The organism is Pseudomonas sp. NPDC087804, assembly GCF_044742965.1.
Lineage (GTDB): Bacteria > Pseudomonadota > Gammaproteobacteria > Pseudomonadales > Pseudomonadaceae > Aquipseudomonas > Aquipseudomonas rustica.
Map to the genome: position 1 here is coordinate 701,938 of NZ_JBIUVN010000001.1, position 19,989 is coordinate 721,926.

Sequence of the window (19,989 nt, forward strand, 5' to 3'; positions counted from 1 at the left end):
TGATTCTGATGCGAAAGTCGGCGCGCCGACTATGCACTGCTTGCATGACTACGCTCATTAAGTATCAACAAATGCGCTCTGATGATTCTATTGAGGATCTGCCGCGAGCTCATAAGGAAGAGGCATACGAGGCGAGTAATTTTCGCGGCTTTTGGCAATTTTTGAAGAGTCATGGCGGTGGCCATAATAGAATCCGCGCATCATTCTCAAAATTCCCACTATATGGGAGCAGTATAGATAGGAACGTTTCTTGGAGAGGTCTAATATCCCGCGATGTGATATTCCTCCTAAAAAACAGCTTGGAGTTTTCGATGGATGCAGGCAAAGGTACCGCATCGCTAGAAAAAGCCTTTGATCTACTTGAAGCGATCGGGTTAGCCCCTGAGGGAATCGACACCCAGATGCTTGCCGCTCAGGTAAGTCTTCCGCGCTCGACGCTGTACCGACTTCTAGGACTTCTGGTAGATCGCGGAATGGTTCGGCGTGATCCAATAAGCAAACGGTACCGTCTGGGTTTCCGTTACTTGGAGATGGTTAGGGGCGCTTGGTTGGAGCCAGATTTGATAGCTGCTGCTAGCTTCGAACTGAGGTCGCTGCGAGACCTTACTGGCGAGACTGCATATCTTGCTATCAGAGAGGGAGATCAAGTTCTCTCTCTTGAGCGTTGTGATGGGGCTCATACGCACCGCTCCGCCGCAGCCATGGGACAGAGCAAGCCGATGTATTGCACGGGCCAGGGCAAGGCCATCCTCAGTGCTATGCGTGAAGGCGAACGCCGTGACCTAATCAAACGTATGCAGTTGATACCCCTGACTCCCCTGACTATCACTGACAAACATCGACTCGTTATCGAAGTTGAGGTCACGCGCGCGCGTGGATATGCCATCGACGATGAAGAGATCGCAATGGGCATTCGGTGTGTAGCTGCCCCTGTAGTGGACGCTTCGGGTCAGGTACGTGGCGCCTTGAGCATCGCAGGCCCGGCCTATCGTCTGGATCGTGATCGACTTGAGTTGATCGGCCCAGAGGTTGTTGCTTCGGCTCAGAGGGTAGGAAGCCAGTTGGCAGTGCGGCATAACCCCTCGAATCCGGATGTCTTGCGACCACTAAGTGACCGGTGGGCCTTCTTGGGAGGGCTGCCGAGGTGGAGCGCGCGGGAGTCGTGTCTCTATTGGGCAGATATGTTAGGGCCCGCGATTTATCGACATGACGATAAAGGCACCGAGAAGATCTTTCAGTCCGAGCGGCCAATTAGTGGCATGGAGCTGACGTCCAACGGTCTATTCGTGGCTGCTGACGAGGAGTTCTTCTTCATAGTTGACGGAGCAATCAGATCCCGAGGTCAGTACGGCTTCGGTGCCCCCGCGTGCATTTGCACTGACCGTGATGGCCGGCTGTGGGCAGCGACTCGAATGAGCGGGGGCACGTGGAAGGTTGGAGAAGTGAAGCGCGACGGAACGCTCAATAGCCAGTGGCAGTTTAGTGAGGCTGTCAGTGCACTTGCCTGGGATTCCCAGAGTGGCCAGCTTTTTGCTCTGGCTGCCGATTCCGGGACGATCTTCCGACTGGAGCGCTCAGGGCAAGTTCGGAGATTCGCGACGCTTCCAAAGGGTTCTGGTTTGTTGAGCGGTCTGGCTGTGGATGAAGAAGGAAGCATCTGGACAGCGCTCTCTGGCGGTTGGAGTATCGTCAAATTCGACCGAGAAGGAAATCTGGAGCGGATGCTTGGCGTGCCTGTCTCATCACCCACGGATCTCTGCTTTGGAGGCGTTGATGGTGCCTCTCTGTTCATCACCTCGGCGCGCCAGGCAGTCAGCCGAGATGCTCTGAAAACTGCGCCCTGGTCGGGCACTGTCATGAGTACACCAGCAGATAGCCGTGGCACCCCAGCGGCTATCACGCGCGGGCCGGCCTGATCCTATTTCAGCGCGAACGTGTATGAAATGATGGCGCGGTTTTCATCGCGCCGCCCTGTGGCATCCCCCTGGATTTCAACGTTGCGCAGGCGCAGTGCCAAGTTTTTCAGTGGGCCGCTTTGAATCACATAACTCACGTCGATGTTCCGTTCCCACTCTTTGCCTGCTATGCCTTTTACTGTGAAATCCTCACCGTGCACGTAGCGCGCGAATGCGGTCAGGCCTGGCACACCTAGGCCTGCAAAATCGATGTCGTAGCGAGCCTGCACGGATCGTTCTCCAGCACGATCAAACCGCAGCACCTGGACTGCGTTGGCAACGCCTGGCAGATCGGTGTCGTGAAGGAAAGGCAGTGCGCTATCGCCAGCGTTGTGCTGGTAACCCAACGTGACCTTCTGGAAACCGTAGGCCGCACTCACCAGCCCCGATGTCATGCGGCTATCCAGGTTTCCGGCACGCGCCACGCCGCTTTCATCACTGTCGAGATAGTTGAGAGTGCCCGACAGCCTCCATCCACCAACATCCACAAACTTCGTGCCGGTGTAGAGAACTTGCTGATACACGTCTTCCAAACGTCCGCCCCAGATGCCGAGCGACAGGCTGTTTTCGGGAGACCAGGTGCCTCCGATGTAGTTGAATCGGTCGCTGGTGACGTTCAAATAGTTTCCCGTCTGCATCGCGCGCGAACCACTGAACTCGCGATAGTTGACCTGCCTCATCTGGCCGAGGCTAAAGGTGAAATGATCAATCTCGCTGCTATCGAGCATTGCGCCTTCGAAAAACTGAGGAAGCAGCCGGGAGTCGCCGGCGTAAACCAATGGGATCTTCGGAAAGAGTCCACCCACCTTCAGTTCAGTTTTGGATATCTTCATTTTTACTGCCGCTGTTGCTTCTGAGTACTCATCGACCGATCGAGGGTCTGCGTTACGTGGCCCGCCCGCGCGATTGTAGGCACCCGGAAGGAGGGCGCTACCGCTGCGATCCGGAGAAGAGTCCAGCTTTATGCCCAATCCTGCGTACATGTCCACCCCAAATCCAATCGGCGTATCGGTGTAACCAGATTGAGCCTTGAAGATAAATCCTTGAGCCCACTCCTCGATTTTCGATTGTGCGGGAGCCGACGAATCGCGTAGGTCATGGTTGTAGTAGAAGTTTCGTAGCGTCAGCGCAGCCTTACTGTCGTGGACGAAGTCCGCTTGGGCACAGGTGGAGATGAGCCCAGATGCAACCAGGGTGAAAAATGGGACGGAAGATGAGCGGAGCTGGAGAGTTTTCATTCTTATTATTTTCCTTCGATGGGCGGCGTTGCATTGCCGGTAGTCCGGCAAGTTCAGTTAGGTTGCCAATGAAACTTCAGTGATGCGGCCAGGCTTTCGCCGGGCTCGAGAACATGGGTGCCCCGGTCATGCCATTGGCTGGGGGGGCTGTTAAAGGCATCTGCAAGGTGCGAAACCGGCTCAAGGCAAACGTACGGGGCGTTTACTGGTGCGAATGCGACGAAGTGGTTCAGTGGTGCTTTTGTCAGCAGGGTCAGTCGGCCTTCGGGATAACTCACCTTCAACTCGCCGTTCCATTCGGATCCGTAGATGGCGAGCTCTTCGCTTATCTTTTCGCTGATCACAATCGAACGGTGCTTTGAATGATCCACTCCGGTTGGCAGGTAGGCATTATCGATTTCCCATACGCGAACCAGACCCAATTCCACGCGCATTCCTGCATGGCGATGAAAATACGGGTGCAGACCCAGTCCTGCGGGCATCGAAGAATTCCCCAGATTTGTCACAGCTATTTCGATGTGTAACTGATCATCGTTGAGTGTGAATTGCTGTTCAAAACGCACAGGCCAAGGCCAATGTTCGCCGTCGTAGTCGCAGGTAAGCGTGGCATTGCGTTCACTGTGGTTGGCGACCAGCCACGGCAAGGTTTGGGAAACGCCATGCAGGGTGTGAGGAAGAACTTCAGGATGGGGAGGAAGAGCGTGGGTGATTCCACCATGCGCCAGTCGGGAGTCCCGAATGCGGTTGGAATAAGGCATGAGTGGATAGATCCCACCTTTAGGCCAAGCGACGGGATCAAAGGATTCCGAAGTGATCGGGGTCACGATATCCAATCCGGTTGCCTGCAGTAGCGCGACCCGACCGCCCCATTCGGGAATGAGTGCCAGAGACCAAGTTTTATTCTTGAGTTCTACACGTTTCATGGATGCTCCTGAAATCGGGCATGCAACGTCCCATCCGGCGCACTTTGCACGCCGGAGGAAGTGGTTTAGTTCGTAAGGAGTAGGTGTCTAACTCTTGAGGAATTGCTCAAAAACGCCCAAGTTCAGATCAAGGCCCAGACCGTGCCCGGTTGGGACTTGTATCGATCCACCATCCAGTAGGCCTTTGACGTCGTAGAGCCAGCCATCCGTTTCAACGTAGTGGTACTCGATTAACGGCACCTTTGGTTGAACGGCTGCGAGATGCAGCGTGGCTAACAAGCCCGGGCCGAAGTACGGGCTATGAGGTAGGACTAGGGTGTTATATCGGCTTGCGAGTTCGGCGATCCGAAGACACTCACTGATACCTCCTACCTTGGTTACCGAGGGTTGAATTGAGTCGACCGCACCCAGCGCCAAGGCGTTTTCGAATTGAACGGCGGTGCACCAGTTTTCACCTGCCGAGATGGCAACGCCTTGGCCGCGTAAGCTCGAGAGAGTCGCGAAATCTTCAGGCGGGAAGATTGGCTCTTCCAACCATGCGAGATTCATCTCAGCCAGCGCTGGAAGCAACTCACGAGTGTCGTCGACAGTCCATGAGCAGTTGACGTCGGTGGCCAGCGGAACATCGTCACCGATGGCATGACGGCAAGCGGCGATTTCTTTGAGTGAGTTTTCATGCAGCTTGATGGTGTTGAAACCCTCGCGCAGTGCGCGCTCGCACGTGGCCGGCCCGATAACGCTGTCGTTGTACCGGACAAGGCTTGCGTATGCTGGAAGCGAATCGCGTGCGGTTGTACCCAGCAATCGATGTAGCGGAAGTCCTTCACGGCGAGCCTTCAAATCCCACAGCGCCATGTCGACGCCCGATAAACCGAACATGGTGACGCCGTAGCGACCAAAAATGTGTAGCCGGAGCTGGGCGCTGAGGTTCCAGGCTGGAATATCGTTCACCGTTTGATCGACGATGAGGGGGGAGATCAGGCGATCGATCATTGCCTGCACTGAACTTGAAACGAAGTACCCAAAGGCCTCTCCCCATCCCACGTTTCCAAGCTCGTCCTCAATGCGAACTAGAACGTTCTCCAGCGTATGCCAGGTCAGGGGGGTGATGACCTTTTCCTTGCCGCCGTCATGGAAAGGGATCTCGACTACAAAGGTCTTCAGGCTCGTGATCTTCATGACTGCGCACCCAGAAGGCTCACCAGTTTGTTTCCGGCATAGGCGCCGCCAACGTGATCACGGCCCGAACATTCAGGATCCATTTTTTCATAAGCCAAATATCCGGGAGCAAGATTGTCTTCTGCATTGTCTTGAGGGCGGTAACCCAGCACTCTTGCCCGAGGATTGTGGAACAGCGGGTTGGGGCTCTCTGATACGCCGTAGACAACTTCGTGTCGAACCTCAGGGTGCTCTAAGCCAATCCGGACTAATTGCCCGAGATCGCGCGCACTCGTCCACATCCGTAGTCGACGGGCGTCGGCGACTTGAGCATGCAATACGAGCTGAGCACATCAATCGATATTGTTGAAAATCCACCATCCAAGGATTCGTGGTGTCATTGAAATCCTAATGTAGCCATCAGTGCTAACCTCCAGCGATGTCAGTTCACCTCCTTGCTTGACGATCCAGTCGCTGACCAAGAACTCGAATTCAGTGGCGGTAATTTCGAGGTTGGGATTCGCCATTGGTGGGAACATTCTTTTCCTTATCGTGGTAGTGCGCGATAGGTGCGCAGGGCTCGGGGTAACAGCACCTAAGACTGTCGAATCCTCAAAATGGAATCGGTGATGGCTTGAGCATTTGCATCCAGCGCTTCCATGGCCGACATCGCATGAGCGGCGACGCTTCCCACTCCATTTTCTGAAAGCCACTTGGTTATTTCTTCTATTGCTGCACCTAGTGCGTGCTGGTTATGCAGCAGCAATGTCAGGGCGTCCGCCGTGGCGATCTTGTAGTTCGAATTATCTGGCATAGCGGTCTTCCTTGGGATGATGCACAGAGCCTAGTTCATCTCACCGCTGGCTCAAACGGTGCGGGTAAAAAAGGAAGTCATGGTTTTCCTGGATAGCTCAGGTTGGTCGAAGTATTCGGGTAGGTTCGGGCGCATCGCCATGCATCCAACGTTGCAATGATCAGCAGATCCCGATCTTTGGAGATGTTGATCTGGCCGCTATCGGCCAATGCATGCGCATAGCCCTCGGCATAGGCTGCCGCTTTGTTGAATTCGGATGTGCAGGCTGAGGTTTCGATGTAGCCGATCAGTCGCTCCCATGTGCGCCGTTGTCGGTTGCCGAGAATCGTGAAGGGGAAAGAAAAGGCGCCGCTCAGGCGCTGTGCGAAGTAATGTGTAGAGAGGGTCAAAGCTGTCGCTCAAAAAGGGTACTTACCTATGACAAACGGTTTCTTTCGGAAAACCTTGAGCCTGAAGTGAGTTTTTTTTGAAGATATACTTGTTTGTCCAAGCACGGCAGCTGGGACTGATACGTTGGAAGACTGTCACATCAGGCAAGCGGAGCGCGCAGGCACGAAGATGGAAGCCCGGAGGGGCAAGATAGCCATTGAAAATGGCTGGCTTGATTCACGACAGCTGGCCCGAAGGGCGTGCCAAACGCCAGTCTGTAGGAATAAGCCGTCTGACTGAATTTTTGCATGCAGTCAGCATTACTCAAACACTCTATTCCAGTCCCGTTTATTGAGCTCGCTGCATGCATCTGGTGCGCCACCGAATACACGTCCAGATACCTTCGCCATGGTGGCCTCAGTCGTGTATTGAATTGGAGTTCCATCCGCGCCAATCAGCACCCCCTTGGCACCAATCAACAGCGCATGACCAGCCACTACATCATGAGCGCTAACAGGGTATAGCGAGATACCACAAACCCCGTCTCCTGCAGCAACTTTAGCGAGCCGATATGCAATGGAAGGCATCGCGTAAAAATCTGCCGGCGCGCACAGTTGGTTATTGATTTCGGACTTGCCAGTAGCTGCCGCGCTTACCATCACGGTGGCAGTCTCGGTAAGTTTTTGATCAGAGAGGTCGACAACAATGCGATTGTTATTTCTGAACAGATGATCCATTCCCTTTGCCCAGGCAATGCAGTCAGGAATTCCCGAAGGCGTAACAGGGGCGTGCACCACTCCAAGGATAGGCTTGCCGTCATGGAGCAAGCCGACGGATATGGCAGAGCCTGCGAGACCCCTCAAAAAATCGCTGGTGCCATCGTTAGGGTCGACGACCCAACAGAAGGAGTTGCCGGAAAGTACGTGGCCGGTCTCTTCACCCCACCAATCGCATTGCAAAATTTTCAGCAACTCCTCACGGAGAAACACCTCAATTTCGACGTCGATTTCAGCTTTATCACCGTAACCCCTACGGCCTTCCGGACGTACACATTCCTCTGCCAATAACAAACCCGCCCGCTCCACAACTTCGATCACCTGGGGAAGAATCTGCTGCAGTTGTTTATTGATCATGGCGACCTGACGAGCTAACGGGCGGAGGAGTGAAGGGTGATGCCTTGTCCCTAAACAAATAGACAAAGCTCCTACCATCTTACAGGAGCTGCGAACCAAGCCATCGACTGAGACGATCACCTTGAACGTTTTCCAGCTTGTTGATGGCACCTCCGAGCATTCCGACCATGGCATCTAAATCATCATCGTCCGGAAACCACTCGGACAGCTCGACATTGCAAAACTCTGAACGGCTGAACACCCATTTGAGAACCATATCCCCCGTCGCGCGGAAATGGTCAGCCATATAGATCTGGCGATCGATCTTCCACCCCCGCAGTTCTAGTTCATCGGTAGCGTTCAAGATACCCGTGTCACCAAAGCAAAATCTCGTGTCGGGGTAGTGGATACCAGCAAGCGACACCTTCGCCTCACCGACCTCGCTGTTCCAATATGCTAGGTAGTGCCATCCACCCGAAGTGATGTGAGGCCTCGGGAAATTTATGGCTGCCTTGCCGGTGATGACCCGACCGTCGCATATGCTGTGCTTGGCCGTACGTCAGAGTTCATTGGGGGAGGGCGCCGCTGGCGAAAAGCGAAGGACTGCACTGAAAGCGGCTGGGTGGTCGATGTTGGAGCTCGCGACCTAGATAGGGCTCATCGGAATAGAACACGACTTTAGGCCACAAGGCCGCTCCTAATCGCTTTGTAGCATTACGAACATCCCAAACACCTACAGACCTGACTGTGCATTAGAAGGGAAGACCAATGCTGATCACATCCGCAACTCCGCAGGAACTCATTGACTGGTTCCATGCCAAGCAAGAAAAACAGCGAATCATGTGCGTCATGCTGGCGCCGGAATTGGAAGACCAGCAAAAGCTGAAGGACTTGATCCTGGGCTTTTCAGCTGCAGACGCGGTGCTCGGTGGCGAGGTAGCCTTCATTCTGCTCGATTCCACTGGAGGTTCAGCGGTAGGGCTTGACCGGGGTCTTGGTGAGGTAGGGGCGTTTTCAGGAGTGGCTTTCCCCTTACGGGACACCACGAGCTTTCGAGATCTCACTGATGAGTGGGAACACCATCGTGATCATGTAGCAAAGACATCAGCAAGAGGTATGGCCCGGTTCGTTCCGGACTTCATGCAGATTTTCAACGTGGAACCCGCCGACCTCCCATGCCTCTGCTTGGTCGTGCATGGAGTGGATGAGTCCATTGTCCTTTCTTTAGACAAGGAGTGGACAACAGAGCATCTCAAAGAGCTCCTGCAGAAAATCCGCAAGATTGTGGATGGCACGCCTAATTTCAAAAAAGAAATTTCGAGTATGGCAGGCCTGCTGCCTAAGTCCTTGGAGCGAATCCAAGATCTCGTCAACAGCATCGGTGCAAAGACGAGTCAGATCTCTAAAATCTTGGATCAGATGCTTCGACGGTATGATGGCAGTGATGAAGATCGTCGGATGGTGGTGTCTTATGTGGCTCAAGGCTGTCAGGGCCGAAAGATACTCGAAGATGTCCTGTCGCGATTCTCCTTCAAAGAGTCTGAGAAATTTCTCAGAGACGAGCAAATCTCGCGCTTGTTGAGGCTGGCGGATGAGCTGGACAGCCGTCGAGCACCACTGATTGAGCTACAACGTGGTGGCATCTTTATCCCATCGGTCACGGAGCAGGCTCAGCATTGGATGGAAAGCCGCGACAAATTGTTCGGAGAACTTGAAGGTCTTTTGCCGGGCAAACAAATAGCCACTACCCGTATCAACCGAAATCAACTGACCCGAATCAAATCGGCCCTAGAACTGGTGAACACATCGGGCGAGGTAGTGGGCAAGGCAGTTGCGGCGTATGAGTGGATCATTAAGCTGATGGGGAAGGGTGGCTAGCCTCGACCCCACGACTGGTTCGCAGGGAATGCTTACCGGCATTTCCTGAGCGTTCGAGGCCTGGCTTAGTAACCATCGCAGCCCCGATCTGGCAATCGCCGTACACCTAGAGGTTCTCAGGGGGCGCCCGCTATTTGTCGTATTTTGGAGGCAGAGGGCAGTCGTAGTTCACGTCTCTAAATGTAATCGCCCAGGCTGCCCCATCATGATCCCCGACACCCGGGCAAGCATAGCTAGTTTCTTCAGAAAGCGGTCGCTCCTGTCGTTGCGGCTGTCATCATTCACGAATCAAATAAGGTTATAGAGCGTTGAGTAATTCCTACAGCATTCCGCCTAGTGAAAATAAAGCTAAAGAGTCCGCTACCCAGGCTCTGTTTGGCGTAACCCTGGGGGTCATTGCAATGTTTGGCATCGCGATCTCATGTATTAACGGCTCTGACCCTGAACCCGAAAAGTTTGCCCTTTTTATGTGTGGTGTCCTGCTAGGCTCGATTTATGTGTTCATGGGTTTGGTTGAAGTCACCCTCATGCATCGCCTCATGAATCTGAAATCAAGTTTATTATTGTGGGCGTTCTTCGTGGCGTGCCTAGGCTACGTCGCTAGAACAAGAGCGTCAGTGGATATCAACCGAATATTTCACATGGAGGCCAGTGCTTTTCCGATGACCTTAGCAGCAACCACTTTGTTACATATGATCAGTATTCTGTTTTGGTTTTTCATTATCTCAGGTTTTGTGTGCAATTTATTAGTGGTCAGTTCAGTATTGCAAGGAAGCCATCACGGCAAAGGGCTCATGCTAATAGTCTGCCAGGTCGTTACAGGAATTTCATTTATTACCATGGCGGGGTTTTCGCACTTCAGGATCGACAGGGAGAGTTCGAGGGATCAAATGATCTACAGAATTGCCCACGCGGTAGATTTCAATGCGTACTCTCCTTGTGCAAACATAGATAGCGCCACTAAAAGCATGGTGTTTCTGGACGCCGACAAGCGTTTGGCTTTAATTGCTCCTGTTCTAGACGAGTTCATAACGTTCGAATGGAGAAAAGTATCGTTTCTTCGTTCAGTTGCTGTCCCAGAGAATTTTGAGACTATAACGTGTGAGTATGCGGCCTCAAGCAAAAATTCGGCAGCGGTTTGGGCGCATTGATCGCCATCAACGGAAGTACTTTTCGCCAATTTGAGCCTAGTCGGTCAAGGCATTCACGACCGGCCAAAGTTTAGAATTTAGGTTCGGTGCAAGTCGCCGAGGACTTTTAACCCCTGTCGCGCATGCTTACGCCACGCACGGATTGACTGCGCTCCTGGTCATGCGAATGGTAGTAGACGTTCTGGGTTGTGCTGAGACTGCTATGACGCAAGTCCATTTGGAGATCCTTCGGACTGCGCAGGGGCGCGTCGAACGTCGCCGAGGTATGCCTGAGCCAATGTGCGGAAGCTGCCCGCAGGCTGTTCATCTCATACTCCGCGCGCTCCTCATCGCGCATTCGCGCTAGAGCGTTATCGAAGACCGATTGGAGGAGGGCGCGCACCTGCCGACCAGAAAGCCCTGAGCGTCCTCGGAGCGTCATGAGCAGCGGCGTCTGCTCATTCCACTCAGGCAATGGAGACAGCCCAACGAATCGGCGGTAGCGCGTCAAGTACTTGGAGACGTACTCGTCCCTCACCGCGACTTTGCCGGCTTTATTACCTTTTCCGATCACGTGGTACCACCAGTTGCCCTCCGGATCTTGGCGGAAATCACCCATGACTGGGCGCCAATTCGGGCGCCCAACAATGTCGGACACCCGCAGATACATTGCGAACAGAGTAGCCACGATGAACAAGGTGCGCTCATGCCGCTCTGGCTCATTCACGGCCATCCGTTCAGCGGTTTCCAGTACGTAGTCCCACTGCAAGGGCGTAAGGGCGCGGTTCACAGCTTCCTGTTGTGGCGCTCCACCGCTAACGCTCCGCTTCTTGATCATCCGGAAAGGGTTCGCCGCAACCGAACCGTCCTCGACCATGTACTCAAAAAAACGACTGCAGATCGTGTAGATCTGGTTGATGGTGCTCGAGGAAGGTTTGTAAAGAGTGACGCCGACGGCTATGCCTTGCTCCCCATCCCGGGACGTAGCGTCTGAAGGTGACTTCAGCTCATTCGATGAGTCCTTGGATTGTTTCAATCTGAATGGCCTCCATTTCTCGTTTGGCATGACAGGATCACCCCAAGTTGATTCAGTATGATCGCTTGTCACGAATCGGCCGCGCACGATCGGGCCGATCCAGTTAGCTGGAGGGTTACGGCAGAACTCCAGATAGTCCTCCGCGTCTTGGCGTTTGAGCTGAGAAAAAGGCTTTTGCTTGATGATGAGCGTCCATAGCAGCAAGCGCTCAACATGGGTTCTATAAGAAGTGAATGTCAGATCGTTATCTGAAAACGCTCTCAGAAAATCACGGGCTGTTAGGTAGCCCTTGATAGCCTCTACGGGAGATGGAAATTGTTCGATGTATTCACGGACGCAAGCCATAACAGGTTTGCGCATAGTAAAGTCCATCTCTATAAAGATTTCGTAGGACTCGAATAGAGGCATTGGCTGCGTAACCATTGTTGTGCTTTACCGTATAGTTTTGCTTCGATGAGAAACTTCCAGTAATGGAAGTAACTGGAAGTTAGGGCAGGGCAGATGCATTTTTCATCTTCCCTACTCCGAACCGATGAACATTGATCGATGGTAGCCCCTGAAACACGCCGCTGCAACTCCCCCTACTCAGCGGATATAGTTTTTAGTTTCAACTTGACAAAAGCCTGAAGCATGAACTAGGAGCGATGGTTCTGTTGGTTTTTCCGCTAATTTCTTTACGTGAATTTTTTTCGCCTTATGTCGTGCTTGGGATTATTTTATTTAACTATGTATTGTCAGATCCAGCTTAAGTCTCCGTACCGTAATGGATTGAGATCTTTCTGAATTATTCCAAAAATTATTTAACCTAATATTGTCAGAGTGTGCGAATTCTGTTTTTGCTTCTTTGGGGGTTTTGGGCTTAAGGCGGAGTTAGGCTTGTTGGAGCGGCTTTTTTCGGCATACGGTCAGTGGCAATTGTTGTGTAATTCATGCTTCAGGCTCTGCATTGACCGAATGATATGCGCTGCAACGTAGACCAGGCAGATCTCAATAAATGAGTGGAAAAGCACGAATGGTTTTTCCATTTAAATCTTTAAATGGAAACGCCCTCTGGAACATCCACTTATTTCGTTGAATACCTGAGAGAGCCCTGTCTTCGTGGCTTTCATGGGTTTTAAGTACGATTAGCACATGGCATTTCCACTTATTGTTTTAATAAACAATGGCGCCATCGAGGGAGGCCACGATCCAGCTACGTGTTGTTGATCATGTCGTTCAGGAGCGGCGGCGAGCAGGCATGCATCAGTGCGTGATTGCAACACGAACGATGGTGGATATGGCGCCGGCCCGGTATTACGGGGCTTTGAGGAAGTTGCAGCGGCTTTGAGAGACTTCGGTTTAGGGGCTGGTGTGCAAGCGGACGCTGAGTTTCAGCAGGCTACGGAAAGACCTTGCCAGCGCTCTGTTGGCATGGAATGTCCACTTGTTTCGTCTCAGGAAACGGAGGGTGGGAATGTCCACGCATTTCCTCAAAAATCGCTGGAACCCCTGTCTTTCGTGGGTTTCAGGGCAGCCATGGATTCGTACCTTCGGATCTCAGTCCATTAATTTCTCCTTGGGCTAGGGAGCTATTACATTTGAGCTTAACTAATAAATATTGTTGTTAATCAGTAGATTACGAATTTTTACCTAACAGATTTTTCCACTGATTTCGTTAGAAAAACCTGTCGCATTGACATGCTGAATGCGCTAACCCCCCCGGGAATCATGGGTTTGAGGGGGATAGCAAGGGGCTTTCCACTTAAACCGCGATTGGCGCAGCTTTATCGAAGCCGTGATGCAGAGAGCTAGTGAACACCATTCCGTAATACATGATTTAACATAATATACATTACACGTAACAAAGTATTACGAGGTTGGGGTGGTTGCCGCACAGCATTTCAATCTCCAGCATCGCTCTCAGAACCTCTTTCCCCGAAGCCTTTAGCAACCCGTCGAAATTCACCTCACTCAACCCTCATCACGCGTCAGCTTCTCAATCAGCGTTCGATGCTGTGGAAACTGCTGCACGAGTTTCTGACGATCACCCATTTCCATGTCCGCAAAATCAAACCCTGGCGAAACCGCTTCGCTGATCAATCCAAATCCGTTCGGCCCATCCAGTAACCGTGAAGCTTTCCAGATCCGCCCGGTACGTGTAATTGCAAAAGCTGTCCTGCGAGCATGTCGCTGCCCATTACCAATGTCTGCAACGAACCATCGGCGTGAATCAGGCTGTACTCGATGGCGTCGCCCAGATGAAAGTAATGCAGGATGTCCGACTGATTGAAATGAAACTGGCCCACGGGCGATTGTTCATCCAGCAGATAATAAATCGACGTCATCAGGTATCGTGAACCATTGGCCGTTTCGAGCATGTCTCGATGGTCTGCCTGATAGGTTCTGCGAAAATAACCACCTTCGACGTGAGGCTCCAGATTCAGTGCCCTGATCACGCCTTCAGATCCGCTTCTGCGCTGAATCACGGCCTTCTCCTTCGAATATGCGCCGAACTTCTGGATAGCTCGACTAAACGGTCATTTAGTGTAGTTATATATCGCCATCCCCAGACGCTCTCTCCAACTAAATTCAGGCAAAAAAAACCTCCCAAACGGGAGGCGAAGAATGAGAAGAGCCACAAGTCAACGTCCAATAGACTGGCTGCGCACGCTAAGCGTACGCAATGCCCGAATCTGTAGGCCATTTCCGTAACTGTTTGTATTTCTCAAACCTCCACCCTCACTGAGGTGATGTGTAATTTTCGACGTTGATCCTTCTCTATGGGTTGTCATCTACCTTAAAGACAAGGATTTACCATGAACTCACCTGCCCTCCTTCGCCTGCTCTCCAACGACTTTGAAATCAAATTAATGCGTTGGGCGCTGATACTGATCTTCGCGATATTTGGCTATGCCAAATGGTTTCCCTATGAAGCTGAGGGTTTGGTTCCACTGCTCAGTAACAGCGCAATCCTCGGCTGGATGCACAGTGCGTTCGGGATACAAGGTGCCAGCTACGCCTTGGGTGTGGCGGAATGGACCATCGGCTTGGGTCTGATTCTGGGTATCTGGTTCCCACGCATTTCCGTGTTGGCGTCCGCAGGCTCGGCGGTCACTTACCTGACCACCCTCACCCTGATTTTCACCACACCGGGCGCCTGGGAAGCGTCGGCTGGCGGCTTTCCGGCGATGGGCGGTGCGACCAGTTTTCTGATCAAGGATGCGGTGTTGCTGGCCGGCTCGGTGGTGTTGCTCAAGCACAGCCTGCTGACGGTGTTGAGAAACTCAAAAGGCAACTTCGCCTGCCAGAACCCGCTGGCCCCGGTTGAAGAGCACAGCGGACTTTGAATCTATTCTGATCAGAACAATCATGCGCCCGGTTATACCGGGCGTTTTCATATCAGAAATCCACAGTGGCCGAGAGCAAATACGTCCGTGGCGTCGACAGCGTCAACCCCGGTTCACTGTCATCTGACGCCCCTGCCGAACTCCAATAACGCTTATCCAGCACGTTCTCGATATTGCCGCGCAAGGTGACGGTCTTTTCATCCAGCTTGAACGTGTATCGCGTGCCGACATCGAAGCGCTCCCAGGAGTCGATCTCCTTCTGGTTTGACTGATCCAGATACTGCGAGCTCGAATAGATCCCGCGTCCAGTCAGCGTCAGCCCCTGCACAGTTGGCACGTCCCACTCTGCCCCCAGATTGACGTTGTACTTCGGCGTCGCCGGCGCACGATTGCCGTCAAACGTGCCGTTGGTGGTTTCAGTCAACTCGCTGTCGATGTACATCACACCGCCGAGCAAGCGGAAGCCTTTCAGCGGTTCGCCAAACACGCTGAGCTCAACACCATTGTTCTCGCGTTTGCCATTGGGCCCGAACACGCGCGTGGTGGCGTTGGTTTCATACGCTGGTTGCTTGATGCGGAAAACCGCAGCGGTCAGCGCATAGGCGCCGGCATCGTACTTGGCGCCGACTTCGACCTGACGGCTAATGAACGGCGGGAAAATCTCATCCTCGTTCACCGACGTCGACGGCGCGATCTTGCCCTGGCTCAGGCCTTCCATATAGTTGGCGTAAAGCGACAGCTTGTCGGTCGCCTTGAACAAAATCCCGCCGGACGGCGAAACTTTTTCCTCGTCATACGCGGTGTCGCCCTTCACGTCATCGCTCCAGTCATCGACTTTGACCCGCTGCCAGCGCGCACCGAGGGTCAGCAGTAAACGATCTTCGAAGAAACCCAAGGTGTCCGAGAGCGCCACGCCGCTGAAACGGTTTTCGGTATAAACCTTGGCGTCGTAGCGCGTCGGCGTGCCGGGTTTCGCCGTTTCCACCGGGTCATACAGATTGCTGCGCCCTGCCGCATAACGCGCGCCGCCGTTCTCGAAATCCATATAGAAATAGCTGGCCGCGAGGTTGACCTCGTGGCTCACCGGCCCGGTGTGAAACCAGTTGCGCACACCCGCCGTGGCCGTACGCACGTTTTCGTCACGGGTGAAATCTCGCGGCAGAACGCTGAAATCACCGGCATCGTTGGTGACGGAAACCGCATGCCGCAGGAAGTCATGATTGCTTTTGCGCGCGCCGACGCCGCCGTACAGCATCACCGAATCATTGACGTCGAACTCAGCGTTGACCGTACCGAAGGTGTCCTCGGTTTTCGCCTGGCTCCACGGTTGCGCGTAGTTGCGATGCACGTCGTTGGCGCTCGGCACCTTTGCATTGGCCGCGACCTGCACGCGTTCCTGCGGCGCATCGGTGTCGCGTTCGGTGTGGCCGACATCGGTGGAAAGCCGCAAGCGCTCACCGCGAAAATCCAGCCCCAGTACCGCCATGTCGCGGTCGACACTCTGATGATCCCATTCAGTGTCGCCGGACTGTTTGACGCCGTTGAAGCGCAGACCGAATTTATTGTCCTCACCGAAACGCCGGCCGACATCCACCGCGCCGCCAAGCTGATTGTTCGAGGCGTAATTGGCGGTCAGCGAAGTGATCGGTTGGTCGGTGGCATGCTTGGGCACGATGTTGATCCCGCCGCCGACACTGCCCCGTGGCGAGATCCCGTTGATCAGTTGGCTCGGGCCTTTGAGGATGTCGACGCGATCGGCCATTTCCATGTCGATGGTGTACGTCGGCAACACACCGTAGAGCCCGTTGTACGAAACGTCGCTGTTGAACAAGCTGAAACCACGAATGGTGAATTGCTCATAGCGGCCACCGGCCGGGTTGGTCGCGCGCACCGAGGGGTCGCTGGAAATCAGATCGCCCAAGGTGCGCGCCTGCTGATTCTTCACCGCCTCGCTGGTATAGGTGGTCATGCTGAACGGCGTTTCCATAAAGTCTTTCGACCCCAGCAAGCCCTGCGAGCCACGCCGAGCAACCTGGCCGCCAGCAAACACATCGGCATCGCTCGATCCAGTGGCACCGAGAATCGAGGTCGGCGCCAGTTGCAGGCTGCTGCCATCGGCCGCAGGAATCAGCGTATAAGCGTGATCGCCCACCGGTTGCAGTTGCAGACCGGAGCCCAGCAACAAGCGGGTGAAGCCCTCCTCCACGCCATATTCGCCAGACAAACCGTTGCTGTTGCGGCCACTGACCAGCGCCGGATCCACCGACAGATTGACCCCGGCCAACCCGGCAAAGCGAGTCAGCGCGGCACTCAAACTGCCGGCCGGCACCGAATAACTGCGGCGGGCCGCGTCATCGGCCCAACTGGATTGAATCAACACAGGGCTGGCACTCAGGCTCAGCAGGAGGCTCAACTGCAACAACGGACGCAAACGACTTGGGAATACTGCGGGCATTGGAAGAAGCTCTCGATTTTGTTCACTTACCTGCAATGACCGGTGAGGCGAATAAAAGGGACAGGCTTCAGACGATATTTTTTCGCGGCATCAACGTGACCCAGAAACGCGTGCGCGAATGCACCTCCAGCGGCAGGCTCGCCGCCAGCAGTGCGAGGACTTTATCGGTGTTGTCGAGGCGGAAACTGCCGGTGATGCGCAGGTTTTCCAGTGCCGGATCCCAGCGCAGCAAACCCGGGCGATAGCGGCTCAACTCACGCAGGAAGTCGCCTAATGGCTGGTTTTGCGCCATCAACACACCGTCGCGCCAGCCTGGCATTTTCGTGTCGTAAGGCGTGATCAAACCGGCGCCTGAGGCTTGCAGGTTAATCTGTTGCCCTGCATTCAGTTGCAGCAAAGGCCCGTGTAACGGCTGCAATTGTACGGAACCGCTGAGCACCGATACGTTGCAATCACGCTCGTTAAGACGCACGCAGACTTCGCTGCGGCTGACGATAATCCGGCCGTAAGGCGCATTGATCGTCAACGCCGCGCCGCCACGGACGTTGAGCGCCATTTCGCCGCGTACCAAGGTCAGTTCACGGCTGGTGAGATCGACATTCACCGCACTCGCCGTGTTCAGCTGCAAGGTGCTGCCATCGGCCAAAAGCGTCTGTTTGTGTTCGCCGGTGCTGGTGTGCAAATCGGCGCGCCAGACGTCCAACGGTAATTGGCGACTGATCAGCCACGCCGTCGGCACAAGTGCGGCCAGAGCCAGCGCCCGTTTCACGGCCGCACGTCGTTCCAGATCCGGTCGATCGAGGGTGGCCATGGCCAATTCTGTGGGCAGACTGGAAAATCGCTGACGCAATAACTGAATCTTCTGCCAGGCGTTTTCGTGGCGGCTGTCGCTCTCGCGCCAGGTCTTAAGCCGTGAGTGATCGGCTTCATTGGCTTCACCGGACTCGAGCAACGCCAGCCATTGCGCGGCAGCCCGCGCCACTTCCCGCGCTTCATTACCGGGCGCTATTCTCATCATAGATCTAGCATCAAACAATGCTCGTAAGCCGTTGCCATATAACGTTTTATGGTTCGCTCAGAGACTTGCAAGCGTTCGGCAATCTCGCGATAACCCAGGCCTTCGAGCTGACTCCATAAAAACGCCTTACGCACCGCTCGCGGCAAGCCATCGAGTAATTCGTCCAGCGCTTGCAGGGTTTCCAGCAGCAGCCAACGCTGCTCGGGCGACGGCACGCACTCTTCGGGCAATTGCGCGAGGGCTTCGAGGTAGGCTTTTTCGAGACTGCGGCGAGTGTAGAAATTGCTCAGCAGACGTTTGCCGACCGTAAGCAAATAGGCCCGCGGTTCACGCATGTCGACGATGGGTTGCGCGCTGCACAGCACGCGCATGAAGGTGTCCTGACTGAGATCCGCCGCATCCCAGGCATTGCCCATGCGCCGCCGCAACCAGGTTTCGAGAAAGCCACGATGATCGCGGTACAGCTCGTGCAGGCTCTGCTGCGATGGCGTCGCTGCTTCAGTCATCTCGAGAGGCCCTGCGCGAAGTAAGAATTCAAATGAGACTGATTCTAATTAACTTCACTCAGGAGACAAAGGTCTTTTTCGCCGCTGCAGTATTCATTAACGCTTGAGCGTCTCGCTCGGCAACTCGTTAAACAACGCCCGATAACTGCTGGAAAACCGCCCCAAATGCCAGAACGACCACTGCATCGCCACCTCGGCCACCGTGGTTTCCGTGGGTCTGCGCTTGAGCAATTCGCGGTGGGCACTGTTCAACCGGCGCAAACGCAACCAGTGGCTGGGCGTCATCCCGGTGTAGGCCTTGAACGCCTGTTGCAACTGACGCAACGACACGCCGGCAACGTTGGAAAGCTCGAGCAGATTGAGCGTGTCTTCCGGCGAATCTGCGGCCCACTCCCCTACTCGTTTCATGATGCTTCGCTCTTCGGCGCGGCGCTGCAATCCGCCGCCGTCGAGACACACGCGTGCGTTGTCGAGGAGGAACATACAGTCCTCAAGCAGCTGTTTAGTTAGCGCATCTTTTTCATCTATATCAAGCGGTTGCGTCAACTTCGTGAGAGTTGAGCTTAACCAGCGACTGAACAGGGCGTTCTGTCCGCAGTTGAGCTGGGTCATGAACAAACCTTCGAGTTTCGCCACGTCCAGACCGTGCTGACGGACAAACTCAGGGCCGAACACCACGGCAATTTCCTGGTAGTTCTCCGGGGTGATCCAGATGTTGCGGCTGTCTTCGTTGAGCAGGTACAGCGCGTTATCACTGCGATCAAAACAGAACGCCAAAGCACCCGACGGTGCGCTGAAATTCTGCTCGACGCGGGTGTTCATCTGCTCTTCGTAGACCTCGACACCCTGCAGATCCAGATAGCGAATCTGCCCGGCGAAATGGCCCGGCGACATCTGTTGGTAATGCTGTACCCAGCCCGGTGTGGCGCGGACTTGCTCGGCCACATCGGCGGTGTTGAACGCTTGTACCTGGAGCGGATTGCACGTTGTCATGGGGTGACCTTGCGCACTCTTTTGGTGCGCTTTGGTGCTGCTTAAAGTGGATAGATGGAACTGCAAGGCTCGCCCAAG

16 protein-coding genes and 1 pseudogene are annotated in these 19,989 nt (G+C 54.2%); 4 read left to right on the forward strand and 13 right to left on the reverse strand.

The genetic code is table 11. The features are described 5' to 3' along the window. Positions 1-44 precede the first annotated feature (44 nt). The gene (locus ACIOMO_RS03090) at positions 45-1,916 is read left to right on the forward strand and encodes an IclR family transcriptional regulator C-terminal domain-containing protein (RefSeq protein WP_401237997.1); all 1,872 of its coding nucleotides are present in this window, start codon (positions 45-47) and stop codon (positions 1,914-1,916) included. A 2-nt stretch (positions 1,917-1,918) separates the two neighbouring features. On the opposite strand, the gene ACIOMO_RS03095 is transcribed toward ACIOMO_RS03090, so the two are convergent. The 7 genes from ACIOMO_RS03095 to ACIOMO_RS03125 all read right to left on the reverse strand — a co-directional run bounded on the left by ACIOMO_RS03095 (position 1,919) and on the right by ACIOMO_RS03125 (position 7,933). Further along, entirely contained in the window at positions 1,919-3,193 is a 1,275-nt protein-coding gene (locus tag ACIOMO_RS03095) for an OprD family porin (RefSeq protein WP_401237999.1), read from the reverse strand. A 53-nt stretch (positions 3,194-3,246) separates the two neighbouring features. Further along, positions 3,247-4,116 carry an aldose 1-epimerase gene (locus ACIOMO_RS03100; RefSeq protein WP_401238001.1) on the reverse strand — a complete coding sequence of 290 codons (870 nt, stop codon included), beginning with the start codon at positions 4,114-4,116 and terminating at the stop codon, positions 3,247-3,249. Between the two features lie 87 nt (positions 4,117-4,203). Further along, positions 4,204-5,295, reverse strand: coding sequence for a mandelate racemase/muconate lactonizing enzyme family protein (locus ACIOMO_RS03105; protein WP_401238003.1), 1,092 nt, complete (start codon positions 5,293-5,295; stop codon positions 4,204-4,206). Positions 5,296-5,869: 574 nt separating this feature from the next. Next, the gene (locus tag ACIOMO_RS03110) at positions 5,870-6,088 is read right to left on the reverse strand and encodes a hypothetical protein (RefSeq protein WP_078048948.1); all 219 of its coding nucleotides are present in this window, start codon (positions 6,086-6,088) and stop codon (positions 5,870-5,872) included. A 77-nt stretch (positions 6,089-6,165) separates the two neighbouring features. Beyond that, on the reverse strand, positions 6,166-6,477 hold the full coding sequence (locus tag ACIOMO_RS03115) for a hypothetical protein (RefSeq protein WP_401238005.1): 312 nt from the start codon (positions 6,475-6,477) through the stop codon (positions 6,166-6,168). Positions 6,478-6,777: 300 nt separating this feature from the next. Continuing rightward, positions 6,778-7,590: an inositol monophosphatase family protein gene (locus ACIOMO_RS03120; protein WP_401238007.1), complete on the reverse strand. Its 813-nt coding sequence runs from the start codon at positions 7,588-7,590 to the stop codon at positions 6,778-6,780. A gap of 79 nt (positions 7,591-7,669) precedes the next feature. Beyond that, positions 7,670-7,933 (reverse strand): hypothetical protein, encoded by a 264-nt coding sequence (locus tag ACIOMO_RS03125; protein WP_401238009.1) that lies wholly within the window; start codon positions 7,931-7,933, stop codon positions 7,670-7,672. A gap of 404 nt (positions 7,934-8,337) precedes the next feature. On the opposite strand from ACIOMO_RS03125, the gene ACIOMO_RS03130 reads away from it, so the two are divergent. Both ACIOMO_RS03130 and ACIOMO_RS03135 read left to right on the forward strand, forming a co-directional pair. Further along, positions 8,338-9,447, forward strand: coding sequence for a hypothetical protein (locus ACIOMO_RS03130; protein WP_401238010.1), 1,110 nt, complete (start codon positions 8,338-8,340; stop codon positions 9,445-9,447). A 308-nt stretch (positions 9,448-9,755) separates the two neighbouring features. Further along, positions 9,756-10,598, forward strand: a complete 843-nt coding sequence (locus ACIOMO_RS03135; protein ID WP_213939632.1) for a hypothetical protein — start codon at positions 9,756-9,758, stop codon at positions 10,596-10,598. Positions 10,599-10,704: 106 nt separating this feature from the next. On the opposite strand, the gene ACIOMO_RS03140 is transcribed toward ACIOMO_RS03135, so the two are convergent. Together ACIOMO_RS03140 and ACIOMO_RS03145 are read right to left on the reverse strand one after the other, a co-directional pair. After that, positions 10,705-12,036 carry a tyrosine-type recombinase/integrase gene (locus ACIOMO_RS03140; protein WP_401238011.1) on the reverse strand — a complete coding sequence of 444 codons (1,332 nt, stop codon included), beginning with the start codon at positions 12,034-12,036 and terminating at the stop codon, positions 10,705-10,707. A 1,527-nt stretch (positions 12,037-13,563) separates the two neighbouring features. Next, positions 13,564-14,078 (reverse strand): annotated as a pseudogene (locus tag ACIOMO_RS03145) (cupin domain-containing protein). Between the two features lie 330 nt (positions 14,079-14,408). Here ACIOMO_RS03145 and ACIOMO_RS03150 point away from each other — a divergent pair. After that, the gene (locus ACIOMO_RS03150; RefSeq protein WP_212551008.1) at positions 14,409-14,939 is read left to right on the forward strand and encodes a YkgB family protein; all 531 of its coding nucleotides are present in this window, start codon (positions 14,409-14,411) and stop codon (positions 14,937-14,939) included. Between the two features lie 52 nt (positions 14,940-14,991). Here ACIOMO_RS03150 and ACIOMO_RS03155 read toward each other — a convergent pair whose 3' ends face one another. The 4 genes from ACIOMO_RS03155 to ACIOMO_RS03170 form a co-directional block, all read right to left on the reverse strand. Then, positions 14,992-17,394 (reverse strand): TonB-dependent siderophore receptor, encoded by a 2,403-nt coding sequence (locus tag ACIOMO_RS03155; protein ID WP_401238013.1) that lies wholly within the window; start codon positions 17,392-17,394, stop codon positions 14,992-14,994. Positions 17,395-17,461: 67 nt separating this feature from the next. Further along, a complete protein-coding gene (locus tag ACIOMO_RS03160; protein ID WP_401238014.1) occupies positions 17,462-18,409 on the reverse strand; it encodes a FecR domain-containing protein in 948 nt (315 codons plus the stop codon). Continuing rightward, entirely contained in the window at positions 18,409-18,918 is a 510-nt protein-coding gene (locus ACIOMO_RS03165) for a sigma-70 family RNA polymerase sigma factor (protein WP_401238016.1), read from the reverse strand. The genes ACIOMO_RS03160 and ACIOMO_RS03165 overlap by 1 nt, the downstream gene beginning before the upstream one ends. A 96-nt stretch (positions 18,919-19,014) precedes the next feature. Next, a complete protein-coding gene (locus ACIOMO_RS03170) occupies positions 19,015-19,911 on the reverse strand; it encodes a helix-turn-helix domain-containing protein (RefSeq protein ID WP_401238018.1) in 897 nt (298 codons plus the stop codon). Positions 19,912-19,989: the final 78 nt, after the last annotated feature.

Excerpts from the sequence above, each read along its gene's own strand:
- ACIOMO_RS03130 (WP_401238010.1), top strand. The coding sequence starts at position 8,338 with ATGCTGATCACATCCGCAACTCCGCAGGAACTCATTGACTGGTTCCAT.
- ACIOMO_RS03100 (WP_401238001.1), bottom strand. The coding sequence starts at position 4,116 with ATGAAACGTGTAGAACTCAAGAATAAAACTTGGTCTCTGGCACTCATT.
- ACIOMO_RS03140 (WP_401238011.1), bottom strand. The coding sequence starts at position 12,036 with ATGGTTACGCAGCCAATGCCTCTATTCGAGTCCTACGAAATCTTTATA.
- ACIOMO_RS03155 (WP_401238013.1), bottom strand. The coding sequence starts at position 17,394 with ATGCCCGCAGTATTCCCAAGTCGTTTGCGTCCGTTGTTGCAGTTGAGC.
- ACIOMO_RS03105 (WP_401238003.1), bottom strand. The coding sequence starts at position 5,295 with ATGAAGATCACGAGCCTGAAGACCTTTGTAGTCGAGATCCCTTTCCAT.
- ACIOMO_RS03090 (WP_401237997.1), top strand. The coding sequence starts at position 45 with ATGACTACGCTCATTAAGTATCAACAAATGCGCTCTGATGATTCTATT.
- ACIOMO_RS03160 (WP_401238014.1), bottom strand. The coding sequence starts at position 18,409 with ATGAGAATAGCGCCCGGTAATGAAGCGCGGGAAGTGGCGCGGGCTGCC.
- ACIOMO_RS03150 (WP_212551008.1), top strand. The coding sequence starts at position 14,409 with ATGAACTCACCTGCCCTCCTTCGCCTGCTCTCCAACGACTTTGAAATC.
- ACIOMO_RS03165 (WP_401238016.1), bottom strand. The coding sequence starts at position 18,918 with ATGACTGAAGCAGCGACGCCATCGCAGCAGAGCCTGCACGAGCTGTAC.
- ACIOMO_RS03170 (WP_401238018.1), bottom strand. The coding sequence starts at position 19,911 with ATGACAACGTGCAATCCGCTCCAGGTACAAGCGTTCAACACCGCCGAT.
- ACIOMO_RS03110 (WP_078048948.1), bottom strand. The coding sequence starts at position 6,088 with ATGCCAGATAATTCGAACTACAAGATCGCCACGGCGGACGCCCTGACA.
- ACIOMO_RS03120 (WP_401238007.1), bottom strand. The coding sequence starts at position 7,590 with ATGATCAATAAACAACTGCAGCAGATTCTTCCCCAGGTGATCGAAGTT.
- ACIOMO_RS03095 (WP_401237999.1), bottom strand. The coding sequence starts at position 3,193 with ATGAAAACTCTCCAGCTCCGCTCATCTTCCGTCCCATTTTTCACCCTG.